Source organism: Parerythrobacter lutipelagi (assembly GCF_005434975.1).
In the GTDB taxonomy this organism is placed as follows: domain Bacteria; phylum Pseudomonadota; class Alphaproteobacteria; order Sphingomonadales; family Sphingomonadaceae; genus Parerythrobacter_A; species Parerythrobacter_A lutipelagi.
The window spans coordinates 1,245,388-1,267,454 of record NZ_SKCJ01000001.1 but is presented as its reverse complement, the minus strand read 5'-3'; the positions used below and the strand labels follow the sequence as shown (position 1 = coordinate 1,267,454).

The 22,067-nt window shown below is 59.7% G+C and carries 27 protein-coding genes; 12 read left to right on the top strand and 15 right to left on the bottom strand.

Annotated features, from left to right (window positions below; translation table 11 throughout):
• Positions 1-15 precede the first annotated feature (15 nt).
• The 3 genes from E0502_RS06330 to E0502_RS06320 all read right to left on the bottom strand — a co-directional run bounded on the left by E0502_RS06330 (position 16) and on the right by E0502_RS06320 (position 3,646).
• Positions 16-771 (bottom strand): LytR/AlgR family response regulator transcription factor, encoded by a 756-nt coding sequence (locus tag E0502_RS06330; RefSeq protein WP_137677058.1) that lies wholly within the window; start codon positions 769-771, stop codon positions 16-18.
• A complete protein-coding gene (locus tag E0502_RS06325; RefSeq protein ID WP_137677057.1) occupies positions 764-2,002 on the bottom strand; it encodes a sensor histidine kinase in 1,239 nt (412 codons plus the stop codon). Before E0502_RS06325 ends, E0502_RS06330 begins: the two co-directional genes overlap by 8 nt.
• A 123-nt stretch (positions 2,003-2,125) precedes the next feature.
• Positions 2,126-3,646, bottom strand: coding sequence for a fumarate hydratase (locus tag E0502_RS06320; protein ID WP_192895929.1), 1,521 nt, complete (start codon positions 3,644-3,646; stop codon positions 2,126-2,128).
• A 145-nt stretch (positions 3,647-3,791) separates the two neighbouring features.
• Here E0502_RS06320 and E0502_RS06315 point away from each other — a divergent pair, with 145 nt between their 5' ends.
• Genes E0502_RS06315 through E0502_RS06295 form a run of 5 tightly spaced genes read left to right on the top strand, consistent with a single transcriptional unit; the run spans position 3,792 to position 8,950 of the window.
• Positions 3,792-4,370, top strand: a complete 579-nt coding sequence (locus E0502_RS06315; RefSeq protein ID WP_240048888.1) for a protein-L-isoaspartate O-methyltransferase family protein — start codon at positions 3,792-3,794, stop codon at positions 4,368-4,370.
• A 2-nt stretch (positions 4,371-4,372) separates the two neighbouring features.
• The gene (locus E0502_RS06310) at positions 4,373-5,863 is read left to right on the top strand and encodes a TolC family outer membrane protein (protein ID WP_137677055.1); all 1,491 of its coding nucleotides are present in this window, start codon (positions 4,373-4,375) and stop codon (positions 5,861-5,863) included.
• A gap of 26 nt (positions 5,864-5,889) precedes the next feature.
• Positions 5,890-6,357: a DUF2497 domain-containing protein gene (locus tag E0502_RS06305; RefSeq protein ID WP_137677054.1), complete on the top strand. Its 468-nt coding sequence runs from the start codon at positions 5,890-5,892 to the stop codon at positions 6,355-6,357.
• A gap of 56 nt (positions 6,358-6,413) precedes the next feature.
• Positions 6,414-8,555: a dipeptidyl-peptidase 5 gene (locus E0502_RS06300; RefSeq protein ID WP_137677053.1), complete on the top strand. Its 2,142-nt coding sequence runs from the start codon at positions 6,414-6,416 to the stop codon at positions 8,553-8,555.
• Positions 8,552-8,950 carry a (2Fe-2S) ferredoxin domain-containing protein gene (locus tag E0502_RS06295; RefSeq protein WP_137677052.1) on the top strand — a complete coding sequence of 133 codons (399 nt, stop codon included), beginning with the start codon at positions 8,552-8,554 and terminating at the stop codon, positions 8,948-8,950. The genes E0502_RS06300 and E0502_RS06295 overlap by 4 nt, the downstream gene beginning before the upstream one ends.
• Here E0502_RS06295 and E0502_RS06290 read toward each other — a convergent pair.
• Complete coding sequence (locus tag E0502_RS06290) at positions 8,947-9,255, bottom strand: hypothetical protein (RefSeq protein ID WP_137677051.1); 309 nt, start codon at positions 9,253-9,255, stop codon at positions 8,947-8,949. The two genes, E0502_RS06295 and E0502_RS06290, sit on opposite strands and share 4 nt — an antisense overlap.
• Before the next feature lie 110 nt (positions 9,256-9,365).
• On the opposite strand from E0502_RS06290, the gene E0502_RS06285 reads away from it, so the two are divergent.
• From E0502_RS06285 to xth, 3 genes are read left to right on the top strand one after another with little or no spacing between them, the layout of a single operon-like run.
• Complete coding sequence (locus tag E0502_RS06285) at positions 9,366-9,797, top strand: CBS domain-containing protein (RefSeq protein ID WP_137677050.1); 432 nt, start codon at positions 9,366-9,368, stop codon at positions 9,795-9,797.
• 31 nt (positions 9,798-9,828) lie between these two features.
• Positions 9,829-10,158, top strand: coding sequence for a HesB/IscA family protein (locus E0502_RS06280; protein WP_137677049.1), 330 nt, complete (start codon positions 9,829-9,831; stop codon positions 10,156-10,158).
• A 38-nt stretch (positions 10,159-10,196) separates the two neighbouring features.
• On the top strand, positions 10,197-10,982 hold the full coding sequence (gene xth, locus E0502_RS06275) for an exodeoxyribonuclease III (protein WP_137677048.1): 786 nt from the start codon (positions 10,197-10,199) through the stop codon (positions 10,980-10,982).
• Positions 10,983-11,052: 70 nt separating this feature from the next.
• Here the strand turns inward: xth and E0502_RS06270 are convergent, their stop codons facing one another.
• The 10 genes from E0502_RS06270 to E0502_RS06225 all read right to left on the bottom strand — a co-directional run bounded on the left by E0502_RS06270 (position 11,053) and on the right by E0502_RS06225 (position 17,628).
• Positions 11,053-11,694, bottom strand: coding sequence for a cell wall hydrolase (locus E0502_RS06270; protein ID WP_137677047.1), 642 nt, complete (start codon positions 11,692-11,694; stop codon positions 11,053-11,055).
• A 206-nt stretch (positions 11,695-11,900) separates the two neighbouring features.
• Positions 11,901-12,236 carry a DUF1491 family protein gene (locus E0502_RS06265; protein ID WP_137677046.1) on the bottom strand — a complete coding sequence of 112 codons (336 nt, stop codon included), beginning with the start codon at positions 12,234-12,236 and terminating at the stop codon, positions 11,901-11,903.
• A gap of 9 nt (positions 12,237-12,245) precedes the next feature.
• The gene (locus E0502_RS06260; RefSeq protein WP_420813477.1) at positions 12,246-12,749 is read right to left on the bottom strand and encodes a PaaI family thioesterase; all 504 of its coding nucleotides are present in this window, start codon (positions 12,747-12,749) and stop codon (positions 12,246-12,248) included.
• Positions 12,724-13,185, bottom strand: a complete 462-nt coding sequence (locus tag E0502_RS06255; protein ID WP_137677044.1) for a PTS sugar transporter subunit IIA — start codon at positions 13,183-13,185, stop codon at positions 12,724-12,726. The genes E0502_RS06260 and E0502_RS06255 overlap by 26 nt, the downstream gene beginning before the upstream one ends.
• A 155-nt stretch (positions 13,186-13,340) precedes the next feature.
• Positions 13,341-13,913 (bottom strand): ribosome hibernation-promoting factor, HPF/YfiA family, encoded by a 573-nt coding sequence (hpf, locus tag E0502_RS06250; protein ID WP_137677043.1) that lies wholly within the window; start codon positions 13,911-13,913, stop codon positions 13,341-13,343.
• A 43-nt stretch (positions 13,914-13,956) separates the two neighbouring features.
• Positions 13,957-14,646 carry a DNA polymerase III subunit epsilon gene (dnaQ, locus tag E0502_RS06245; protein WP_137677042.1) on the bottom strand — a complete coding sequence of 230 codons (690 nt, stop codon included), beginning with the start codon at positions 14,644-14,646 and terminating at the stop codon, positions 13,957-13,959.
• 42 nt (positions 14,647-14,688) lie between these two features.
• Positions 14,689-15,303, bottom strand: coding sequence for a dephospho-CoA kinase (coaE, locus tag E0502_RS06240; RefSeq protein ID WP_137677041.1), 615 nt, complete (start codon positions 15,301-15,303; stop codon positions 14,689-14,691).
• The gene (gene aroE / locus E0502_RS06235; protein ID WP_137677040.1) at positions 15,300-16,178 is read right to left on the bottom strand and encodes a shikimate dehydrogenase; all 879 of its coding nucleotides are present in this window, start codon (positions 16,176-16,178) and stop codon (positions 15,300-15,302) included. The genes coaE and aroE overlap by 4 nt, the downstream gene beginning before the upstream one ends.
• Entirely contained in the window at positions 16,175-16,786 is a 612-nt protein-coding gene (locus tag E0502_RS06230; RefSeq protein ID WP_137677039.1) for a Maf family protein, read from the bottom strand. Before E0502_RS06230 ends, aroE begins: the two co-directional genes overlap by 4 nt.
• Positions 16,783-17,628: a pyruvate, water dikinase regulatory protein gene (locus E0502_RS06225; RefSeq protein WP_137677038.1), complete on the bottom strand. Its 846-nt coding sequence runs from the start codon at positions 17,626-17,628 to the stop codon at positions 16,783-16,785. The genes E0502_RS06230 and E0502_RS06225 overlap by 4 nt, the downstream gene beginning before the upstream one ends.
• A 324-nt stretch (positions 17,629-17,952) precedes the next feature.
• On the opposite strand from E0502_RS06225, the gene hemE reads away from it, so the two are divergent.
• From hemE to rho, 3 genes are all read left to right on the top strand, one after another.
• Positions 17,953-18,978 carry a uroporphyrinogen decarboxylase gene (gene hemE, locus E0502_RS06220; protein WP_137677037.1) on the top strand — a complete coding sequence of 342 codons (1,026 nt, stop codon included), beginning with the start codon at positions 17,953-17,955 and terminating at the stop codon, positions 18,976-18,978.
• Positions 18,979-19,009: 31 nt separating this feature from the next.
• A complete protein-coding gene (locus E0502_RS06215; RefSeq protein WP_137677036.1) occupies positions 19,010-19,468 on the top strand; it encodes a CopD family protein in 459 nt (152 codons plus the stop codon).
• Between the two features lie 164 nt (positions 19,469-19,632).
• Positions 19,633-20,898: a transcription termination factor Rho gene (gene rho, locus E0502_RS06210; RefSeq protein ID WP_137677035.1), complete on the top strand. Its 1,266-nt coding sequence runs from the start codon at positions 19,633-19,635 to the stop codon at positions 20,896-20,898.
• A gap of 122 nt (positions 20,899-21,020) precedes the next feature.
• Here rho and E0502_RS06205 read toward each other — a convergent pair whose 3' ends face one another.
• Positions 21,021-21,419, bottom strand: a complete 399-nt coding sequence (locus E0502_RS06205; RefSeq protein WP_137677034.1) for a nuclear transport factor 2 family protein — start codon at positions 21,417-21,419, stop codon at positions 21,021-21,023.
• 188 nt (positions 21,420-21,607) lie between these two features.
• On the opposite strand from E0502_RS06205, the gene E0502_RS06200 reads away from it, so the two are divergent.
• A complete protein-coding gene (locus E0502_RS06200) occupies positions 21,608-21,997 on the top strand; it encodes a BLUF domain-containing protein (RefSeq protein ID WP_137677033.1) in 390 nt (129 codons plus the stop codon).
• The last annotated feature ends 70 nt before the right edge of the window (positions 21,998-22,067 follow it).

Below are 22,067 nucleotides of genomic sequence, written 5' to 3'. Positions count from 1 at the left end.
ATGCTTAGGCCGGATTCAACGGCCGGCCATGGCCTTGACCTTGCTCAGGTAGGTGCGCCCGATCCGCAAAGCCTCTCCATCTTCCAATTCGACCGACCACACACCAAGGCCGTCATGGCGCAGCCCGCGAATGGAATCGCGGCGGAGAATTGTCGATCGGTGAATCCGGATGAATTCGGCAGGGTCCAGGCGCTGCTCCAGGCCGGCAATGGTCTGCAGCAGCAGATAGGTCCGCGCCTGTTCGCCAGGCGGCCCGACAAACAATCGGACGTAATCTCGCTCTGCATCGATCCGGCTTACCTGGCCAACATCGATCCGCAATAGTTCGGACCGGTGCGGCACCCACAATTCCGCCAGCCACTCACTTGCCTTTCCGCCGGTCTCGCCGCGACGCGCAAGCGCACGATCAATCGCGCGTTCCAGGCGATCGGGCGTTACCGGCTTGAGTACATAGTCGACTGCATCAAGATCAAAGGCTTCGACCGCAAAATGGTCGTGTGCGGTGACGAAAATTACCGCCGGGCGGCGCGAGCGCTTGGCAAGCTTTCGAGCGACGGACAAACCGTCCATCTCCGGCATCGTCATATCCAGCAATACGAGATCGGGCTCAATCGCATCGACCAGCCTGAGCGCGGCGGCACCATCGTTCGCTGTGCCGACGACCGAAAGATCCTTCAGCTTGGCGCAGATCACCTGCATTCGCTCAACCGCGAGCGGCTCATCGTCGACAATGAGCGTGCGCAGGGTATCGGTATGTTCCTGATCAGCCATGGGTTCTCAAAGGCATGCGAATCTCCGTGCAGTAACCCGCCTCGGTGGGGCCGGAAGTGATGCTGGCATCCTTGCCGAACAGCGCTTCCAGCCGGTCGCGAACATTGGTCAGGCCGATACCAAACCCCGGTTCGCCAAGACCCTTCGCCCCCGGACCATCATCGCAAACAGTCACAGCCAGGCGACCGAAGTCCTCACGGGCCGAGACAGTTATCGTGACGGGTTTTGTTTGCGAGGCAACGCCATATTTGACCGAATTTTCGATCAATGGCTGCAGGATCATGCCCGGGATGCGTGCGCCAGCGAGTTCAGGAGGCAATTCGAAGATCGGAACCAGTCGTTCGGGAAAGCGCACCGACTCGATCTCGAGATAATGTGCCTGGAGAGCAAATTCGTCTTCCAGCGCAACGCTGCTGGTGGGTTCATCGGCCAGGCTGTGGCGATAGAAACTGCTCATCGCCTGAATCATCGCCTCTGCACGGTCGGGCTTGCCGGTCATGACCAGCGCGCTCAGCGAATTGAGTGAATTGAACAGGAAGTGCGGGTTGACTTGATAGCGGAGCGATCTGAGCTCTGCCTGCTTGGCCGCACTGCGGAAACGTTCGCCGCGTCGCTCAGCCGCGCGGGTTTGCGAAACAGCCAGCATGGCGAAGTAGAGCGATGCCCATGCGACAAGCAGGAAATACCGGCCGAGCGCGAGGTCGATAAGCTGAAGCCACTGGATGCCTTCACTCTCTTCGCCCGGCAGCAGGGGAGAACGATCACTTTGGTCCGGGGCGCCGGATGCATCCCCTCGCGTGGCGCCGTCATCGATAACTGCGCCAGCGTCCTTCTGCTCCCAGCTGTAACCGGCCTTCTCCCGCATGGCTTCGCCAATTTGTTTCTGGACCGGCGCAAACATGATCTGGTTGACCTGCGCGATGAGGCCTGAAGCTGGCAAGGCAAGGATAAGGACCGCGATGATCTTGGCGCGCATCTGTCGCTGATCAAACAGCCGAAGAATAAGCCACAATACCACTGTGACCGCAATCCCGGCAGCACAGACAATTGCGCGGCGCCACAGCATGTCGCCATGCAGGTCAAGGCCAACCGATTGCTGGATTTCATACGACAGGATCATGCCGCGCATGGTCGTCAGCACGAAATAGGTTAGCCAAAGGCCGATGATCGACAGCAAGACCGCCCGGACAGACAATCCGTCGTTTTCATTAATGTGGGGTTCACGCTGCATACAGCGCCGCTTCTACCGCCTGCGGCCCCCGAGGGCTAGCGCGACAGTCGGATCGACTCATCCGTTCGTCGAGCAACCATGCCGTTCGTCCGATGCTTTTTGCATCCGGCCATCCGGACAGGTTCAAGCAAGCAGTTTTTCTTCCGCAATGCGCTTCTTCCAGTGCGCAGGCGCGAGCGTGTGGACATTGTTGCCCCGGCTGTCGACCGCGACCGTGACCGGCATATTCTCGACCGTGAACTCGTAGATCGCTTCCATGCCAAGATCTTCGAATCCGACGACTTCCGCCTCCTTGATTGCGCGCGCGACCAGATAGGCTGCACCGCCTGTCGCCATCAGGTAAGCAACTTTGAAACGGCTGATGACATCAACGGCATCAGCACCACGTTCGGCCTTGCCGATCATGGCCAGCAGACCAAGGTCGAGCATCATCTCTGTGAACTTGTCCATGCGCGTGGCCGTGGTTGGTCCGGCCGGACCGACAACTTCGCCCAGTACGGGATCGACCGGACCGACATAGTAGATCGCGCGGCCTCTGAAGTTGACCGGCAGATCTTCGCCCTTTGCCAGCATATCGTGAATGCGCTTGTGCGCTGCATCGCGTCCGGTCAGCATCTTGCCTGACAGCAGCAGGCGATCACCATGCTCCCAGCTGGCAACTTCCTCAGATGTGAGATTGTCGAGATCGACCCGTTTCGCTGCGCTGTCCGGCTGCCAGTGGACGTCGGGCCATGCGTCGAGATCGGGCTTTTCCAAATAGGTGGGGCCAGAACCATCCAAGGTAAAATGGGCGTGCCGCGTGGCTGCGCAATTGGGTATCATCGCAAGCGGCTTTCCAGCCGCATGACACGGTGCGTCGAGAATTTTCACATCGAGCACGGTGGAAAGCCCGCCCAGACCCTGGGCGCCGACCCCCTGTGCATTGACCGCATCGAATATGTCGATGCGAAGCTTTTCAAGATCGTTCTGCGGTCCGCGCTGTTTGAGCTGCGCCATATCGATCGGCTCCATCAACGAGAGCTTGGCGAGCTTCATGCAATGTTCTGCGGTGCCGCCGATGCCGATCCCCAGCATCCCCGGAGGGCACCAGCCTGCACCCATCGACGGGATCTGTTCGATCACCCAGTCGATGATATTGTCGGACGGGTTCATCATCTTGAATTTCGACTTGTTTTCGCTGCCGCCACCCTTGGCTGCAACATCTATTTCCACTTCGCCGCCCGGCACCATTTCAACCGAAAGCACACAAGGCGTGTTGTCGCGCGTGTTCCGGCGCGTGAACGCCGGGTCCGCCAAGATCGAAGCGCGGAGCTTGTTGTCCGGATTGTTATAGGCGCGGCGCACGCCTTCATCGACCACCTCTTGCAGGCTCATCGCCGAATCGAGCCGGCAATTCTGGCCCCATTTCACGAAGACATTGACGATGCCGGTGTCCTGGCAGATCGGGCGATGCCCTTCGGCACACATCCGGCTATTGGTCAGGATCTGTGCGATTGCGTCTTTCGCCGCCGGACCCTGTTCTGCCTCATAGGCAACGCCAAGAGCGCGGATATAATCCATCGGGTGATAGTAGGAGATGAACTGTAGTGCGTCGGCCACACTTTCGATCAGGTCGGCTTCTTTGATGGTCACCATGTCGCTCATCGAATCCATACTCCTTCCGGTCGAATGCAACCTCCCATAGAACTGCCCCGCCCCTAGCGTCAAAGAACTTGGCCAGCTGCCGACAAGCGCTTAAAGACCAAGGCAATTGACCACCTGTGTTATTGGTGTAATACACATGACTGTGATGGAATTTCAAACTGCCCGCCGATCGATGATCGACAGCCAGCTGCGTACGAGCGGCGTAAACGAAGACTTCGTGCTGGAACGGATGGGCACTGTCCCGCGTGAAGATTTCGTGCCTGCAGCGTCGCGCGGCGTGGCCTATAATGATCGCTCGATCCCGCTGGACAATGGCCGCCGGCTAGCGGCTCCGCTGTTCTACGCTATGGCGCTGGCGGAGGCCCGCCCACAGCGCGACGATAGCGTTCTCGTGGTCGACGCCGGCAGCGGTTATCTCGTCGAATTGGTGAAACCGCTCGTCAGTTCGGTCGATGCGATCGCACCGGAAGATGCGGTTGCCAAGTCGCGCAAGCGCAAGACCTATTCGCTCATCCTGGTCGACGGAGCGATCGAGCAAGTGCCGCCCGAGCTGGCCAGGAGGCTGGACGAGAATGGGCGGATCGTGACCGGGATCGCGAAAGACAGCGTGACCCGCCTTGCTATCGGCCGCTGGTCTACTGAAGATGTCGCCTTGTTGCCGCTGGCCGAAATCGGCATTCCGCGGCTGGCCGAATTCGACAAACCCAAAGCCTGGAGCTTTTGAACATGTCGCTCCGGGGAGGTCTGGCAACGCTGCTGGCGGGCGCTGCCTGCGTCGCTGCCCCGGCTCAGGCCGACACGCTGCGTGAAGCCCTGACGGGTGCCTATGTGAACAATCCGACGCTCGAGTCGGCACGGGCCCAGCAGCGCGCGAATGACGAGAATGTCCAGATCGAGCGCTCGGCCGGACTGCCTTCAGTCGATGGTTCTGGCGCGCTGACCGAGTTCTTGCGGCAGAACACGACAAGTTTCTTCACTCCCGACCGCGTGCTGACGGCCGGACTCGATCTTGCAGTGCCGATTTATTCGGGCGGCGCGGTCAAGAATTCGGTACGCGCTGCGAAAGAGCGGGTCGAAGCCGGGCGCGCCGATTTGCGCGGCACCGAGAGCGCGATCTTCACGCAGGTGGTCGCCGCCTATATGGACATCTTGCGAGCTCAGGCGCTGGTGGGTCTGTCTTCGAATCAAGTCGATGTCCTGGCGGTCAACCTAGAAGCGACCTCGGACCGGTTCGAGATTGGCGACCTGACCCGAACAGATATCGCACAATCGCAATCACGCCTGGCCTTGGCGCAGAGCGACCTGCGCAGTGCAGAGGCTGCGCTTGTCTCGGCACGAGAGGACTATATCGCACTGACCGGCTCTGCGCCGGACGATCTGCAGCCACCGCCGCCGCTGCCCGGCCTGCCAGACAGCCCGCAGAACGCGGTCGACTATGCCCTCGACAACAATCCAGACATTATTGCTGCTCGTGAGCGAGCTCAGGCCTCGGGCTATGACATTGAAGTCGCCGGGTCGCAGCGCCTGCCCCGGCTCTCTTTCTTCGCCGGTTACGACTACCAGAACACGCTGGGCAGTGTTGCCGACAGGCCGCTCGACCCGACCGACCCGAACAGCCCGACCGTGCCGAGCGACCAGACCGCAACCGCCGCGCAAGCCGGTATTTCGCTCCGCATCCCGATATTCCAGGGCGGGCGGCCCGCAGCTATCCAGCGGCAAGCGCAGGCCCGGGCATCGGCAGCGTTCGAGAACGTCATCGCGGCAGAGCGCAATGTCATTGCTCAGGTGCGCGCTTCCTATTCGAGCTGGCAGGCCGCACGCTCCATAATCGAGAGCTCTCAGAGCGCTGTTGCCGCTGCCGAACTCAGCCTCGAAGGTGTTCGCGCTGAAAACTCGATCGGCAACCGCACAATTCTCGACGTGCTGAACGCCGAGCAGGAACTTCTCTCGGCCCGGGTCCAGCTCGTGACTGCACGGCGCAACGCCTATGTCGCGGGATTCAGTCTGCTGGCAGCAATGGGGCGTGCCGAGGCGCGCGACCTGGGGCTCGACGGCGAAGGTATGTTGTACGATCCGGTCGTCAATTACGACCGGGTAAGCGGACGCCTCTGGGACTGGGACCGCGATCCCGATCCGGCTGCAAAGACCACACGCACCGTTGACATTCCCGCCCCCACCGCAGAAATTGGCGGCAGTGATTCACCAACCGAACAATAGTCGGTCGTAGCGGGGGCTGGGAAGCAATGCGTCAAGCAAGTGAAGCATCGGTCGAGGAGATTCTCGAATCGATCAAGAAGGTAATCGCGCGCGACAATCGTGCGGACGCTGCCACCGCGCGTCAACGGCGCGAGACCGCAGGCGTGGTCGAACGCGCCCCCGAGCCCGTTGATGAAGACGAAGCCGATGAAATTCTCGACCTTGGTGAAGCCGGCTTCGTCGCGGCAGAGGATTATGAGGAAGAAGACAGCGACGAAACGCTGACAAACGCTGCGTCGCGCAAAGCCATGCGGGACAATCTGGCCGCGCTTGCGATGCTGGCCGAGCCCGGAGCGCAGCCGCAGATCGTGCGCTCGGGCGAGACCTCGCTCGAAGGGATGGCGCGCGATATGCTGCGCCCGATGCTGGCCGAATGGCTAGACGCCAATCTGCCCGGCATGGTCGAACAGATGGTGCGCGACGAGATCGCCCGCATTGCCGGGAAAAAGGGCTAAGGCCGCTTCCTGCAAATTGCTTGCGTCGCCGGACTGAAAGAGTAGTCCTGCTGCGCATGAAGACAATGCTCGGGCTGACTGCCTCTTTCGCCGCGCTTGCGCTAGCCGCACCCGCTTTCGCCGATGACCATATGAGCGAAGGTCGCGCGCCGATGAGCGCGCTCGACCTTGTGACAATGCCGCGGCTCGGCAGTCCAGTCGTTTCGGGCAACGGGCGCTACGCCGTCTACACCGTCACCACGACAGACGATGACACCTTGGCCAGGCGGACGACGCCTTATTTGCGCGATCTGAATGATCTCGACGCCGATCCCGTCATGCTCGACCTGAGTGGCGATGCCTGGAGCTTCTCCTTCGGCGCCGATGATTGGCTGTATTTCCTGTCCGACATGGTGGTCGGCGAGGAAGACGAGAGCTACGCACGCGTGTGGCGGGTGGCGCTGGAGGCGAATGGCAATGTGACCGGCCCGGTGCTGGTGCTTGACCCTGGCAACGCCATCGATGGATACAAACTTTCGCCAGATGCGAAGAATATCGCCGTATGGGCGGAGATTGCCCGTGATTGCGAAAAATTCGGCTGTGATTCCGACGGCGAAGGCGGCCTGCCCGGACCCGGCACTGGCCGGTTGTACGATGGCTCTGAAGGATTCTACCGCCATTGGGACCAGTGGGAGACGCCGGGCACTTTCAGCCGGGCGTTCGTGTTCGGGCTGGAGGATGGTGAGGCGGTCGGCGATGCCTATGCCCTCGATGGTCCAGCAGATGAAAGTCCGATTACAGGCGACACGCCGACCAAGCCTTTTGGCGGCGGTGAGGATGTTGCCTGGGCTGCCGATTCCGCAGGAGTGTGGTTCGTTGCGCGGCAGGCCGACGGGCAGGAGCCCCATTCGACCAATACCGACATCTGGTGGAACGACCTTTCCGGCGCGCTGCCGGTCAATGTGACTGAAGCGAACGAGGCGTTCGACCTTTCGCCTGTGCCGTCACCCGATGGCAAATACCTCGCTTATCTCGCCATGGCGCGTCCGAAATATGAAGCGGACAAGCAGGTCATTCACCTGCGTGATCTTGCAACCGGCCAAACACGTGCGCTGACCGGGGATTTCGATCGAAGCTTTGGTTCGATTGCGTGGACGCCGGATTCGCAGTGGATTGTCGCCAGCGCTCAGGACGTGCTCGACACGCCCGTGTTCCGGATCAGTCCAACCAGCGGCACCGTGGAGAAGCTCGATCTTATGGCGGGCAACGAAGCCCATATTGGAAATATTCTGCCTTTGCCGGGCGGGCGCATGTTGTTCACGCGCGACGCGATCAGTTCTCCGGCCGAACTCTATCTTTCAAGCAATTGGCAACAGGCGCGCCCGCTAACGTCCGTCGGCGCACCGATCCTTGGCGCCCGCGCCTCTGTCAGAACAACCCGCTTCAGTTTTGCCGGGGCCGGCGGCGACACGGTGTGGGGCCAGATCACCAAGCTCGAGGGTCATGACGGAGCGATGCCGGCAATCCTCTACGTTCATGGCGGACCGCAGGGATCGTTCAACGATGGCTGGTCGAGCCGCTGGAACCCGCGGGTCGTGGCAAGCCAGGGCTACGCGGTGATCTCGGTCGATTTCCACGGTAGCACCGGTTACGGTCAGGCCTTTACCGACAGCATCAACCGCGATTGGGGCGGCAAGCCGCTGGAAGACCTGCAAAAAGGTCTGTCTGCTGCACTTGCGCTGGACCCGCAGATCGATGGAAAGAATGTCTGTGCGATGGGCGCAAGTTACGGCGGATACATGATGAACTGGATTGCCGGCCAGTGGCCCGACCGGTTCAAATGCCTCGTCCAGCACGACGGGCTGTTTGACATGCGCAGCTTCTATTACGCAACCGAAGAGCTGTGGTTTCCCAAGTGGGATTTCGGCGGATCCTATTCGGAGCAGAAAGAACTGTATGAAAAGTGGAACCCGGTAAATCACGTCGACAGCTGGCAGACACCGATGCTCGTTATCACCGGAGAGAAAGACTACCGCGTACCCTATACGCAAGGACTGCAAAGCTTCACCGCGCTTCAAGAGCGCGAAATTCCCTCTCAGCTGCTGGTCTTCCCGGACGAGAACCATTGGGTGCTCAAGCCGAAGAACTCGCTGCAGTGGCACAACACCGTGTTCGACTGGCTGGGCCGCTGGCTCAAAGAGGAAAGCGGCGCTGAGTGAGCAAGACGGAGAAACTGCGCAAGGCGCGGCGCGCACTTCACTCCATCGGGGCCGAAACGCTCGACCGGCAAATCTTTCTCTGCGCGATTTCCGAGAAGCAAAAATGCTGCAAACGCGACGAAGGCAAGGCGGCCTGGGGCTTTCTGAAGACGCGGCTCAAGGAATTGGGGCTGGTGGGGCCCAAGACCGAAGATGGACGTGGCGGGATTCAGCGTGCGAAAGCCGACTGCCTGCAAGTGTGCGCCGCCGGGCCCATCGCGGTCGTCTGGCCGGACAATGTCTGGTACCATTCGTGTTCGCCCGAAGTGCTGGAACAGATTATCCAGCGCCATCTGATCGGCGGGGTGCCGGTCGAGGAATACCGCCTGACACCCCTGGGCAAAACAAGCGTCTAATCGTCGTCGCTGTCGCCGATTTTGTTGTCAGGCAAGCGGTTATCGACTGCTGAATCGTGCCCGGTGCCGTTCGACAGGAAAACGAGCCCCATGAGCGCCGCAGCCATCAACATGGTGAAGCCGATGCCAAGCGCGATTGCGATGTAGTAATGTACCGTCGCTTCGCTCTCTCCGTCATACAGCAGAGCGAGGGCAATCAGAACCACGCCGATCGTAAGCAACAGCATGAAGCGCATGATCCGGCGATAACGCGCCCATGCGAAAGCAGCCTGTTCCGGATCATCGAGGGGGGAATTGCCAGCCATGGGCGGCCTCATGCGCGTGTTGGAACCTTGGCGCAACCGGTCAATGCAGGCCCGTTTGGAGGAATCGCCAATCCGTGGCACAACTGCAAGCGGAGAAGGAGAGCCGACCGATGGAAATCGCACAGATCATTGCCGGGCGTGCCAGCAGCGAGATTATAACTTGCGACGTATCGATGTCGGTGCGGCAAGTTATCGGTATTCTAGCCGACAAACGCATTGGTGCCATTCCCGTCATGGAAAATGGCGGCGTAGCGGGCATTTTCTCAGAGCGTGATGTCGTTTACCGCATGGCGGATGAAGGCGCTGCCTGCCTCGATCGGCCGGTGAGCGAAGTCATGACTGCGCCGGCCATCAGTGTCGATCCGCGAACCACTGTGCTTGAAGCGCTGGGCCTGATGACCCGCCGCCGGATCCGCCATCTTCCGGTGGTCGACAACGGCCATATGAGCGGCTTCATCTCGATCGGCGATCTGGTCAAATCGCGGATCGACGAAGTGGAGCATGAGGCCGAAGCATTACGCGAATATATCCAGACCGCTTGAGAAGGACGGTGCAGGCTCCTACATCCGCTTCATGGCACAAACACTCTCCTTAACTGACGCAGCCGCAAAGCGCGTCGCATGGATTGCCGAAAAACAGGGCCAGCCCGCCATCCTGCGCCTCTCGGTAGAAGGCGGCGGGTGCTCGGGTTTCCAGTACAAATTCGATTTGGCAGGTGCGCCCGACGCGGACGACGCGGTCAGCGAAACCGGCGGAGTCAAGCTGGTGGTCGACCCGATATCGCTGGATCTTGTTTCCGGCAGTGTGGTCGATTTCGTCGAGTCGCTCGGCGGAGCGGCGTTCAAGGTTGAAAACCCGCAAGCCGCTGCAGGGTGCGGGTGCGGATCCAGCTTCGGCATTTAGATTAGACCTGCAAGCGCAGTTAGGGCATCAGTTCGCCCATGAAAATTGCCAGCTTCAATATCAACGGGATCAAGGCACGCCTGCCGCGGCTCAAGGAATGGCTGGAGGAAACTCGCCCCGCCGTCGCCTGCTTGCAGGAAATCAAGACGATGGACGAGGGTTTTCCGGCCGATGAATTCGAAGCCATCGGCTACAAAGCGATTTGGCACGGTCAGAAGAGCTTCAATGGCGTGGCGATTCTCGCCGACGGGATTGAACCGAAGGAAATTCAGCGCGGGCTGTGCATTGACGGTCCGAAAGACGGCGAAGGCGAACAGGCCCGCTATCTTGAAGCGGACGTAAACGGCGTGCGAATTTGCAACCTTTACCTGCCCAACGGCAACCCCCATCCGGGCCCCAAATTCGATTACAAGCTTGCGTGGATGGAGAGGTTGCACGCGCGCATGCGGCAGATATGGGCGGAGGAAGTTCCGGCAATCGTGCTCGGTGATTTCAACGTGATTCCCGAAGACAAGGATGTCTGGTCGCCCAAGGCCATGGCATCCGACGCATTGATGCAACCAGAATCGCGCGATGCCTACTTCCGGTTTCTCAGCGATGGCTGGACCGATGCGATCGATGCACTCAACCCGCGCGGCGGCGTGTGGACTTATTGGGACTACCAGGCCGGGGCGTGGCAACGCGACCACGGCTTCCGGATCGATCATTTGCTGCTTTCGCCGGAGCTGGCTGACCGTCTGCTCGCTGCCGGTGTCGACAAGGATCATCGCGGCCGGGAGAAGGCCAGCGATCACGCACCGGTTTGGGCGGAAATCCGCAATTGATGACAAAGTATGAAAAAGCCCCTCCCCGCCGAAGCGGAAAGGGGCTCGAACTGAACCGCGAGACGCTATCTCAGCGGTAGAATATATGCGTGTTGATCGTGGCGCGCGCCTGCTTGCTTCGGCTCCAGCGCGGGCTGACATATTTCGCGTGGAAATACAGCGAGTCTTGCGCTTCGCTATCCCACAGACCTTCGTGTGCGATCCGGGCCACTGCCTTGGCATTGCGCCAGGCCTGCGAGCCACGGCGAATGTTCGGCATCCGTCCTCCGCGAACGAAGGAAAACTGCTTGCGCTGGTAGACGACGCCGCAATAGCTTGACGGGAAGACATCGGACTCGGCGCGATTGATCACAACTTGCGCGACAGCCAACTGGCCAACGAGCGGTTCACCGCGCGATTCAAAATAGACCGTCCCGGCGAGGCATTCCATTTCACGCGAAAGCGATGCTGGTGTGTCGATGGTCGAAACCAGCTCGCGCAAGGATGCGGCGGAGGGAACGGTTTCGACGGGGGTTTCTGATTCTTCAGGAAGCGGCTGAACCACTTCTTCGGAAACGAATTCCGGTACGACCTCTTCGGTAAGAGGTGCGACGATGATTTCCTGTTCGTCGCCCGACTGGGCGTTCGCGCCGGAAATCTCAGCGCTGGCAAATCCGACTGTGACTGTCGCGGCAAGTGCAACAAAGCCGGTGAGGTGTGTCTTGCGACTCATATTTCATCGTCATTGAGCGGTGGACGAGCACTGGCGCAGGTTGGGACCTGGTTCGCGTTATTTGCGATGTAGGAATTGGGTCCGGTTGTTCAGCCTGCCGGCTGTCCCCCGTCTGCGTGCTAGCCGAGCGACCGATTTGTCACCCGAACCGCCTGCGCACTCGGAAGTTCGTGGAGCCAAATAGTTTCAATTGAAATCAAGTCAACCTATTTATGCTGCAGTGCGACAAAACGTTCTGCTTCCGCGATATCCAGCTCCACAATCCAGATATCGCGATCTTGGTGACGCCGTTTGGTTAGGTAATCGTTAAAATCCCCCGGATTTTCGGGGTCCTGCGATCGTGTGAGCGAGAATTTCCGTTCGCCTTCCAGGCTCGGCATACGTTCGTAGAGCTTTGCATTCTGGCCCTTTTCGACGGTCACAACCAAGATTGTCCCGGCATCACGCTCGCCCTTGGCCAAGACAGTTGCAAAGCCGCCAGCCGCCTGGACCGAGCGGATCAATCCGTTAACTTCGACATGTGCCGGGAGGCGTCCTTCCACCGTGTCGGCCTATTCAGCCCGGTAGCCGGGCAAGCCGGACAAGGCGATGTGCGAGCGCATGAAGGTCCCTGTACCGCGTCCGATTTCATCACCTTCGCTATCGACCAGTCGCGATTCTGCAACAAACACGCGGCGCCGCCCGCTGACCCACCGCCCCTCGGCTATGACTTCGCCCTCCCGAACGGGCTTCGTGAAATGCAGGTTGAACGAGGTCGTCAGCAGGAAGCGGTCGCTAACCAGCGTATTGGCGGCATAGAACGCCGCATCGTCGAGCATCTTGAAATAGATTGTCCCGTGGGCCGCCCCGGCGGCATGAAAAGACCGTTCGGTAACCTGGAAAACAACCCGGGATCGCCCGCGCTGCGGAATTTCGAGATGGGATTCGAACAGTCCATTGACCGGTGCGGAGGCATAAAGCGCTTCGAGGGCGCGAAAATGACGCTCTGCCCCAGCTGCATCGCTGCCCTGGGCATCGGGCGAAGAGCTGTCAGGCGGCGTCACGGTCGGAGACATTGGTGAGCAGGGCATAGAGCGCTTCCGGGCCAGTCGCGTCAGCCAGCGCCTGACGCATGGCATCATCGCGCACCAGCCGTGAAATTGCGGCCAGTGCATGCAAGTGACTGGCTCCGGCATTCTCCGGTGAAAGCAGGCCGAACACAAGATCGACCGGCATGCCGTCGGCAGCAGCGAAATCGACCGGGTGTTCCAGCCGCAACAGGACCGCAACGGGGCGCTGGAAGTCGCGCGTTCGCGCATGGGGGATTGCTACCCCGCGGCCAAAGCCCGTGCTTCCCAAGGCTTCGCGCTCCTGCAGAGATTCAAGCACGACAAAGCCGTCTACGCCGTAGATCGCAGCGAAGTGCTGTGCCACCGTTTCAAGGATGGCCGGTTTGCTCTCCGGTGCTGCAGTGATGACTGCATCGGGCAGAAGTTTAAAATGCGCGTCCATAAGTCGAAAAGGGTATCCGGTTGTATTCGAACGAAAGCGGCACCGCCACCGCGGCTAGCTGGAAAGCAGTGCCGTACCGAAGGTGCGACTGTTCCGATGCCCGCGCTCTATCTCGGGCAAGGCTGAAAACTGGTCACCTGAAGGGGATTTTCAGGTCAATGCGGCTCAACCCATCCGATTGAACCATCGCGGCGGCGATAAACCATATTGTGCCGTCCGGTGCCAGCGTTTTTGAAGAACAAAGCGTTGGTGTCCCGCAGGTCGAGCATCATCACAGCGTCAGCAACGCTAGCCTCTGGAATGTCGACTTTGGTCTCGGCAATGACTGGCGGTGCATCGCCCGTCATATCATCGGTTTCGGGCTCCGGCTCTTGACTGGCGAAGATGGTGTAGGCTGCTGCTTCTTCGCGCGCTGCATGATCCGCCTGTTCGTGCCGGTCATGGAGCCGCCGCTTGTAGCGGCGCAATTGCTTGTCGATCTTTGCGGCCGCCTGATCGAGCGCCTGATGCGCATCGTGTGCTTCCGCGTGTCCTTTCACGATCGTGCCCTGCATCACATGGGTCACGATATCGCAACTGAATGCGGCCCCTGCCGCTTTGCCAAATGTCACATGCGAAGAGATTGCGCGATTGAAGTATTTCTCGACGATGCCGTTGAGCCGTTCGGTTGCGTGATCCTGCAAGGCTGCGCCCGTTTCCATCTGGTGGCCCGAAATACGAATATCCATCGTCTCTCCTACTCCTTGTTGGTGAGACCGCGCGATCTCAGCCTTATTGACCCCAAAGGGGCGATTCGATCGTGGCCACGAATGCCGCATGGCGCGCAATCTCTACCTCGCTCGCAGTGTGCGGGCGCGCCTCTCTCAACGGCTTGTCGCCAATACCGCGTTCCGGAGTGTCTGCGATCTGACCGACCGGGTTTGCTTCTGCCGCGAGTTCAAGTCCTATCTGTCTTCCGCCGGTAAGCTCGACATAGACTTGGGCCAACAATTCGGCATCGAGCAAAGCGCCATGCTTGACCCGGTGGCTACGGTCCACACCGTAGCGGTTGCACAACGCGTCGAGCGACAGTTTGGCGCCGGGATGGCGTTTGCGGGCAATCGCAACCGTATCCACCATGCGGTCGAGGCCGACCGGCTCACATTGGCAAATCTCCAGCTCGGTGTTTAGGAAGCCGAAGTCGAAGCTCGCGTTGTGCGCCACCAGCGGCGCATCACCGAGAAATTCGAGTAATTCGCCTGCCGTTTCAGCAAACAGGGGCTTGTCCGCCAGGAACGTGCTGGACAGGCCGTGCACGGCTTCGGCGCCTGCGGGCATATCGCGTTGCGGATTGAAATAGGCGTGGAACGTCGCACCGGTTGCGACGCGATTGACCATTTCGACGCAACCAATCTCGACCATGCGATCCCCCGACCTGGGGTCGAGACCGGTGGTTTCCGTATCGAAAACAATTTCACGCATCGGAGGTACTATCGGCCTGTCGAGGCTGCCAAGCAAGAGGGCTTAACGCGAATTTTTCTGGTCGGTTTCTGCCGAAAGCAGAGCGATGAGTGCGCGCACCTGTGCTTCGGTTTCCGCCAGCGTGGTTCCTGTATCGAGCACATGATCAGCCTTGGCGCGTTTCTCGCTGTCGGGCACCTGCAACGAGAGGATGTGGGCGAATTTCTCCTCCGTCATCCCTGGTCGTGCAAGTACGCGATCTCGCTGGATATCCGCCGGAGCAGACACGACTACCACACGGTCGACCTGCTTGTGACCGCCCTTCTCGAATAACAAAGGGATGTCGAACACCACAATCGGCGCCCCCGCATGTTCGATCAGGAATGCTTCGCGCTTCCGCGCAACAGCAGGATGAACGATCGTTTCGAGCCGGGCCAGCGCATCCTTGTCCGCGAAGACCAGTCGCCCGACCAAATCGCGATCGAGCCCGCCTGGCCCGGTCGTACCGGGAAACGCAGCTTCGATCGCGGGCAACAATTCGCCCTGCGGCCCCTGCATCGCGCGGACTACGGCATCGGCATCGAATACCGGAGTCCCGGCGCGTTCAAACATCTCGGCAACGGTGGATTTACCCATCCCGATGGAGCCGGTGAGACCAATGATGACCGGGCGGCTCATCCGTTCAGCCTTTCACGCAATTCGGCATCATGCTCTCGTGGCGGTTTGACCCCGAAAAACAATTCGAAAGCCTTCGCCGCCTGCCCGATCAGCATCGACAGGCCGTCGATAGTGCCATGGCCCGATGCTGCTGCTGAACCGAGAAAACCAGTGTTAACCGGGTCGGTGACAATGTCATAGGCAATCGCTCCTGGCGGGGCATGGCTCCAATCGAAATCCAGCGCGGGTTGCCCCTTCATGCCGAGCGGGCTGGCATTGACCACAAGATCAAACATGCCTTGGCGATCATCGAAAGCGAAATCGGTCGCTTCGGCAAAATACGCGAGATCGACTGCGTGGTGCTCGTCCCCCGGGGCCAGCTCGTCGAGCATTTGCTTCGCCTTGCCCGGATCGCGTCCCGCCAAGACCAGGGTGAAGCCCTCGGCGGCCAGTCCCGATACAATTGCCCGCGCTGCCCCGCCCGTGCCAAGGATCCGCGCCATACGGAACAAATGGGTCTGCCCAAGATGCTCTCGCAGTGGCTCGAGAAAACCGGAACAATCGGTATTGTGCCCAGCGAGCGTGCCGTCTGCCTCTCGCACGACAGTGTTGACCGCCCCGATCCGTTCGGCCAGCGGATCAATCCGGTCGAGCATAGGCACAATAGCCTGCTTGTGCGGCATGGTGACATTGCATCCGCGCCAGGCCGGGTGCTTGCGCCGTCCCTCGAGATAATCCTGCAAACGCCCAGGCCCGACCAGTTCGCGCTGGTAGCTCGCATCGGTCCCGGTTTTTTCCAGCCAGAAATTATGGATCAGAGGCGATTTCGATTGTGCAATGGGATCGCCGATCACATCGGCGAAGGGGGGGGCTTCAAGCCGCTCTTCCGGGCTCATCGCGGCAGGACCCCATGTTCGCGCAGCGCTGCGAGAACCTGCAGCAAAGGCATTCCGAGGACGGTAAACTGGTTCCCGCGTATCGCTTCGAACAGCTGGACACCAAGCGCCTCTATCCGGAAGACGCCGACACAATAGCCGACTTCGGGCCATTCGGCGTCGAGATAGTCAGCAATGAAAGTCTCGCTCAACTCGCGCACAACGAGGCGGGCAACATCGTGTCCAACCCAAAGAACCTTTTCATCTCGCACGAGGCTCGCCGCGCTGTGAAGCTCCATGACCTTGCCGGAGAAGAAGCGCAGATGTTCAGCAGCATTCTCCCGGGAGGATGGCTTGTCGAACCGTTGGCCATTGACCACCACGAGCGAGTCGCTTCCGAGTACCACATCGCCCGGACGTATGTGCGAAACGGCGGCGGCCTTCGCCACCGCCAGTGCCTGTGCCACTTCGTCGGCGGGTGCCGAAACCATTTCGTTCTCGAGACCGCGTTCGTCGATTTCTGCCGGGAGCGACTCATACGCCAGCCCCGCCGCATCGAGCATTGCCCGGCGTGACGCGCTCTTCGACGCGAGCACAAAACCTCTACCGCTGAGATCGGGAGTGCTCATATCGGCTTGCTGCCTTCGAACAGATCTTCACCACGCCGGTCGCGTTCGCCCAGCAGCCGGATAACCGCCGCTGCGGTCTCTTCGATCGAGCGGCGGGTCACATCTATCACCGGCCAGCCATTGTCGGCGAACATGCGCCGGGCAAACTGGATCTCGTCGCGCACTTTCTCATTGTCGACATAGGATGTTTCCGTGCCTTCGTTGAGGCTGAGTAACCGGTTCCGGCGGATCTGGACTAGTCGTTCCGGCGCAGTCGTGAGCCCAACCACGAGCGGCTTCTTGAGCTGGAACAGGCTTTGCGGCGGAGGGCTTTCGATCACCAGCGGAATATTGGCCGTCTTGTATCCGCGATTGGCGAGATAGATGCTGGTGGGTGTTTTCGAACAACGTGAAACACCGGCCAGGACAATATCCGCCTCCTCCCAATTATCCCATCCGATCCCGTCATCATGTGCGATTGTATAATGGATTGCGTCGACCCGGCGGAAATAGGCATCGTCCATCAAGTGCTGGCGGCCCGGGCGCCCGTGAGCCTCCTGCCCGAGCTGCGATTCGAGGGCTTCAGTGACCGCATCAAGCGCAGGTACGGCGGGCAGGCCCAGCTGACGGCAATGTTCCTCCAGCCGTGCCCGGGTTTCCGGATTGACCAGGGTAAAGAGAACGAGTCCGGGATTGCCGGCAAGCTCAGGCACGATCCGGTCGAGATGCTGGCGAGACCGGACCATAGGCCAGAAATGCCTTACAATATCCGCGTCTTCAAACTGCGCGAGCGCGGCCTTGGCGACCATTTCCAGCGTCTCGCCAGTGGAGTCGGATACGAGATGAAGATGGAGGCGGCTCATTCTGGGGTGGATCGCAATGCGGGCTGTGGACAATGACCGGCATAAACCATGGCACAAGACTGACGACAAGTTTCAAGGTCAATTCCATGCCCGCTACGAGTCCGCGAACAGCCAGTTTGTGGACAGGACGGAGCTGTTTTGGACAGGCTGGTGATAGTGAGGAAAACTCTCGTTTGACTCACTGTTTGTGCAGAGTCGGCTGGTCATCAGCCACTGTTCAAATCGGGAGAAATCGGGCAGGGCGCGCTTGTCCCCGAAATCCACAGGGCCAACAGACTCCATCTACCTTATTATAAAATTCAATTATTTTGTTAGGACGACCCGATGGGCGGTATTCTCCTTGAAACCTTGCGCGGAAAACGCGGCGATCGAGTGCCGATCTGGCTGATGCGCCAAGCGGGCCGCTATCTGCCCGAATATCGCGAACTTCGTGCACAGAAAGGCGGCTTTCTCGAGCTGGCATATGACAGCCCATCGGCGTCGGAGGTGACACTCCAGCCGATCCGGCGATTTGGTTTCGACGGCGCGATCTTGTTTTCCGACATCCTCGTCATCCCGCACGCCATGGGACAAGACCTGTGGTTCGAAGCGGGCGAAGGTCCGCGACTTGCTCCGCCTCTGGTGGATGGCGCATGGAAAGCGCTGGAAACGGCCAAAGCGCGGCTTGACCCGGTGTATGAAACTGTCCGTCTCACACGTGCTGCGCTGGACAAGGACAAGACCATGCTTGGCTTTGCCGGGAGCCCGTGGACCGTCGCGACCTATATGGTTGCCGGGCAGGGATCGAAGGACCAGGCAGACACCCGCGAACTGGCCTACCGTGATCCGGCGGCCTTTGCTTCACTGGTCGAAGCGATCGAGATCGCGACGATAGATTATTTGATTGGCCAGATCGATGCCGGGGTCGAAGCGGTGCAACTGTTCGACAGCTGGGCGGGTAGTCTCGCACCCGATCAGTTCGAACAATGGGTGATCGCCCCCAATGCGCGGATCACGGCGCGATTGCACGCGGCCCGGCCAGGTATTCCCGTGATCGGCTTTCCCAAGGGCTCGGGCGCGAAACTGCCCGCCTATGCGCGCGAGACCGGTGTCGATGCGGTCGGCGTTGACGAGACAGTCGATCCTGCATGGGCTGCGCAGGAGCTGCCTGCCGGCATGCCGGTGCAGGGCAATCTCGATCCGCTGCTGCTGCTCGCAGGAGGCGATGCGCTGGGGTCGAGGATCGACTATATCCTCGAGGCGTTTGCCGATCGGCCGCATGTGTTCAATCTGGGCCACGGGATCGGCCAGTTCACTCCGATCGAACATGTTGAAAAGCTTGTCGCACAGGTGCGCGGCTGGAGGGGGTGACGCGGACGTTCCGAACGCCTATCTCGCACTCATGCTCGACGTACTGTCAAACATCTATGGATGGATCCTCGCCGGTCATGTGATCTTCGTGATCTTCTGGATGGCTGGCCTGTTCATGCTCCCGCGCTTCTTCGTGTACCATCAGGAATCTGAGGCGGGCTCGGCAGAAGACAGTGCCTGGGTGGAGCGTGAAAAACGCCTGCTCAAGATCATTCTGACGCCGTCGATGATCACGGTATGGCTGTTCGGTTTGTTGATGATCGTTGTCAGCTATCACATCGGGCGGCCGATCCTGCAGGAAGGCTGGCTGCACGCGAAACTGCTGATGGTGATTCTGCTTTCGGGCTATCATGGCTGGATGGCCGCCTATGCGAAGAAGCTTGCGCGGGGGGAACGCGCCCTCGAAGGCAAGACTTTGCGCTTGCTCAACGAGGTGCCGGGCCTGGCTGCCGCGGTCATCGTTGTTCTGGTCATCGTCAAGCCGTTCTGACCGCGCGACAATCGTAGCGCCGACGGCGTTTGCTCGATTGACGGGCCGCGGGCGCAGGCGTATCTGAGCCCCATCTACCGGCTAAAGTTCCGACTCTGCGGAACGGGTCTGCTTTCTCCAAGCCCATACTGACCTGCCGGCCACTCCATTTCTGGATACAGACTATGCATCTCAAAGAACTCAAAGAAAAAACCCCGGCCGCGCTTGTCAGCATGGCCGAAGAACTTGGCGTTGAAGGCGCTTCGACCATGCGCCGACAGGACCTGATGTTCTGCATCTTGCGCGAACTTGCCGAAGACGAAGAATATGATGAAAAAATCATGGGGATCGGCACGATCGAAGTGCTGCAGGACGGCTTCGGTTTTCTGCGTAGCCCCGAGGCGAATTACCTCGCCGGTCCCGACGATATTTATGTTTCGCCCAATCAGGTCCGCAAATGGGGTCTGCGCACCGGTGATACGGTCGAAGGTGAAATCCGCGCGCCAAGGGAAGGTGAGCGCTATTTCGCGCTGACCAGTCTTTCCAGCGTCAATTTCGAAGATCCCGAGCAGGTTCGCCTGCGGACCAATTTCGACAACCTGACCCCGCTATATCCGGAAGAGAAGCTGTCGCTCGATACGCTCGACCCGACGGTGAAGGACAAGTCGGCCCGAGTGATCGATATCATTTCGCCGCAGGGCAAGGGTCAGCGCGCGTTGATTGTCGCTCCGCCGCGTACCGGTAAGACGGTTCTGTTGCAGAATATCGCCAAGGCAATCACGGACAATCACCCCGAGGTATTCCTGCTGGTGCTGCTGGTCGACGAACGTCCGGAAGAAGTGACCGACATGCAGCGCAGCGTGAAAGGCGAGGTCATTTCCTCGACTTTCGACGAACCCGCGACGCGCCACGTTCAGGTCGCGGAGATGGTCATCGAGAAGGCCAAACGCCTCGTCGAACACAAGCGCGACGTGGTGATCCTGCTCGACTCGATCACCCGTCTTGGCCGTGCTTACAACACGGTGGTGCCGAGCAGCGGCAAGGTGCTGACCGGCGGTGTCGACGCCAACGCATTGCAGCGTCCGAAGCGCTTCTTTGGTGCAGCGCGTAATATCGAGGAAGGCGGTTCGCTGTCGATCATCGCGACCGCACTGATCGACACCGGCAGCCGGATGGACGAGGTGATCTTCGAGGAATTCAAGGGTACGGGTAACAGCGAAATCGTTCTCGATCGCAAGGTTGCCGACAAGCGCATTTTCCCGGCACTCGACGTCGGCAAGTCCGGCACCCGCAAGGAAGAATTGCTGGTCGAAAAGGACAAGCTCTCGAAAATGTGGGTCCTGCGCCGGATTCTCATGCAGATGGGCACGATCGACGCGATGGAGTTCCTGCTCGACAAGATGAAGGATTCGAAGACCAACGAAGACTTCTTCGACACCATGAACCAGTAAGGATGCCGCAGAGGGCTAAGGTTCCTGGCGTCCGGTAACGAATGGGATCGAGCGGATTGCGGCGCGATGGATTCGCTCTGCTCGCTATCATCCATGGGACGCCGGAACCGGCCGATAGGGCTTCAGTCCTCTGATCTCTCGAGCTGCGCCGCCATCATTTCCCACACCTTGTTCACGGCCTTGAGCGGGCGGACCATGACCTTGAAATCGGCAATCATGCCGTCATCATCGAACTGGATCAGGTCGATCCCGTTGACGTGGATACCATCCATCTCCGTCGTGAATTCCAGCAACGCATTGTTTCCATCGACCACCTCGCGGACGTAGGCGAAGCTGTTGTTGCCCAGCGTCTGTCCGGCAGCAGAAAGATAAGCGACAACCAGCGCGCGGCCTTCTTGCGGCGAATGGACGACCGGCGAGTGAAACACTGCGTCCTCTCGAATGATCGCTGCGAGCTGCAGCGGATCACTCCCACTCTCTACAATCGTGTGCCACTTCTGCAGCCCTTTCAACGCGCTCATTGTCTGCGTCTCTCCCGTTTCACATTGCTGCGAGCGTGCCATCACACACGGTGAATTGTCCAGCACGGGCATTGTGTCAACGGTTCCCCCGTATCTGCTTTCAAATCAACTTGTTGCACTCAACCCTCTGTAACTAAAGGGTAGAACGGTCTATTGCCTTTCTTGATTGGTCCGCTATTCGGTTTGCCATGCGCCAGTATCTTTATATCAGCACGGCAAGCGGTTTGGACGACGATGCAGTTGCGGCAATCCTCGAAGCATGCGAGCACAACAACAAGCAACGCAACGTGACCGGCCTGCTGTTGTATAACGGGCGCAATTTCATGCAGTTGCTGGAAGGCGAGGCAGCCGATCTGTTTCATGTCATGCGCAAAATAGGCAGTGACACGAGGCACACAGGTGTCTCTCGCCTGGCCGATATCGCCATCGAAGAGCGTGTGTGCCCGGATTGGCTGATGCGCCATGTTAAACTTGCCGAGGATGTAGACCAGAGGAGATCTTCGCTCGAGCAGGAGCTTCCTGACGGCCTCGATGAGAAGATCCGCGAACTGATCCTGAATTTTGCAGCTTTGAACTGATCGCCCGCACTGGGCGTCTCGCCAGCATATGTTTTGCTTGCGGCGCCGCTTGCAGCGCTCGGTGTGCCGG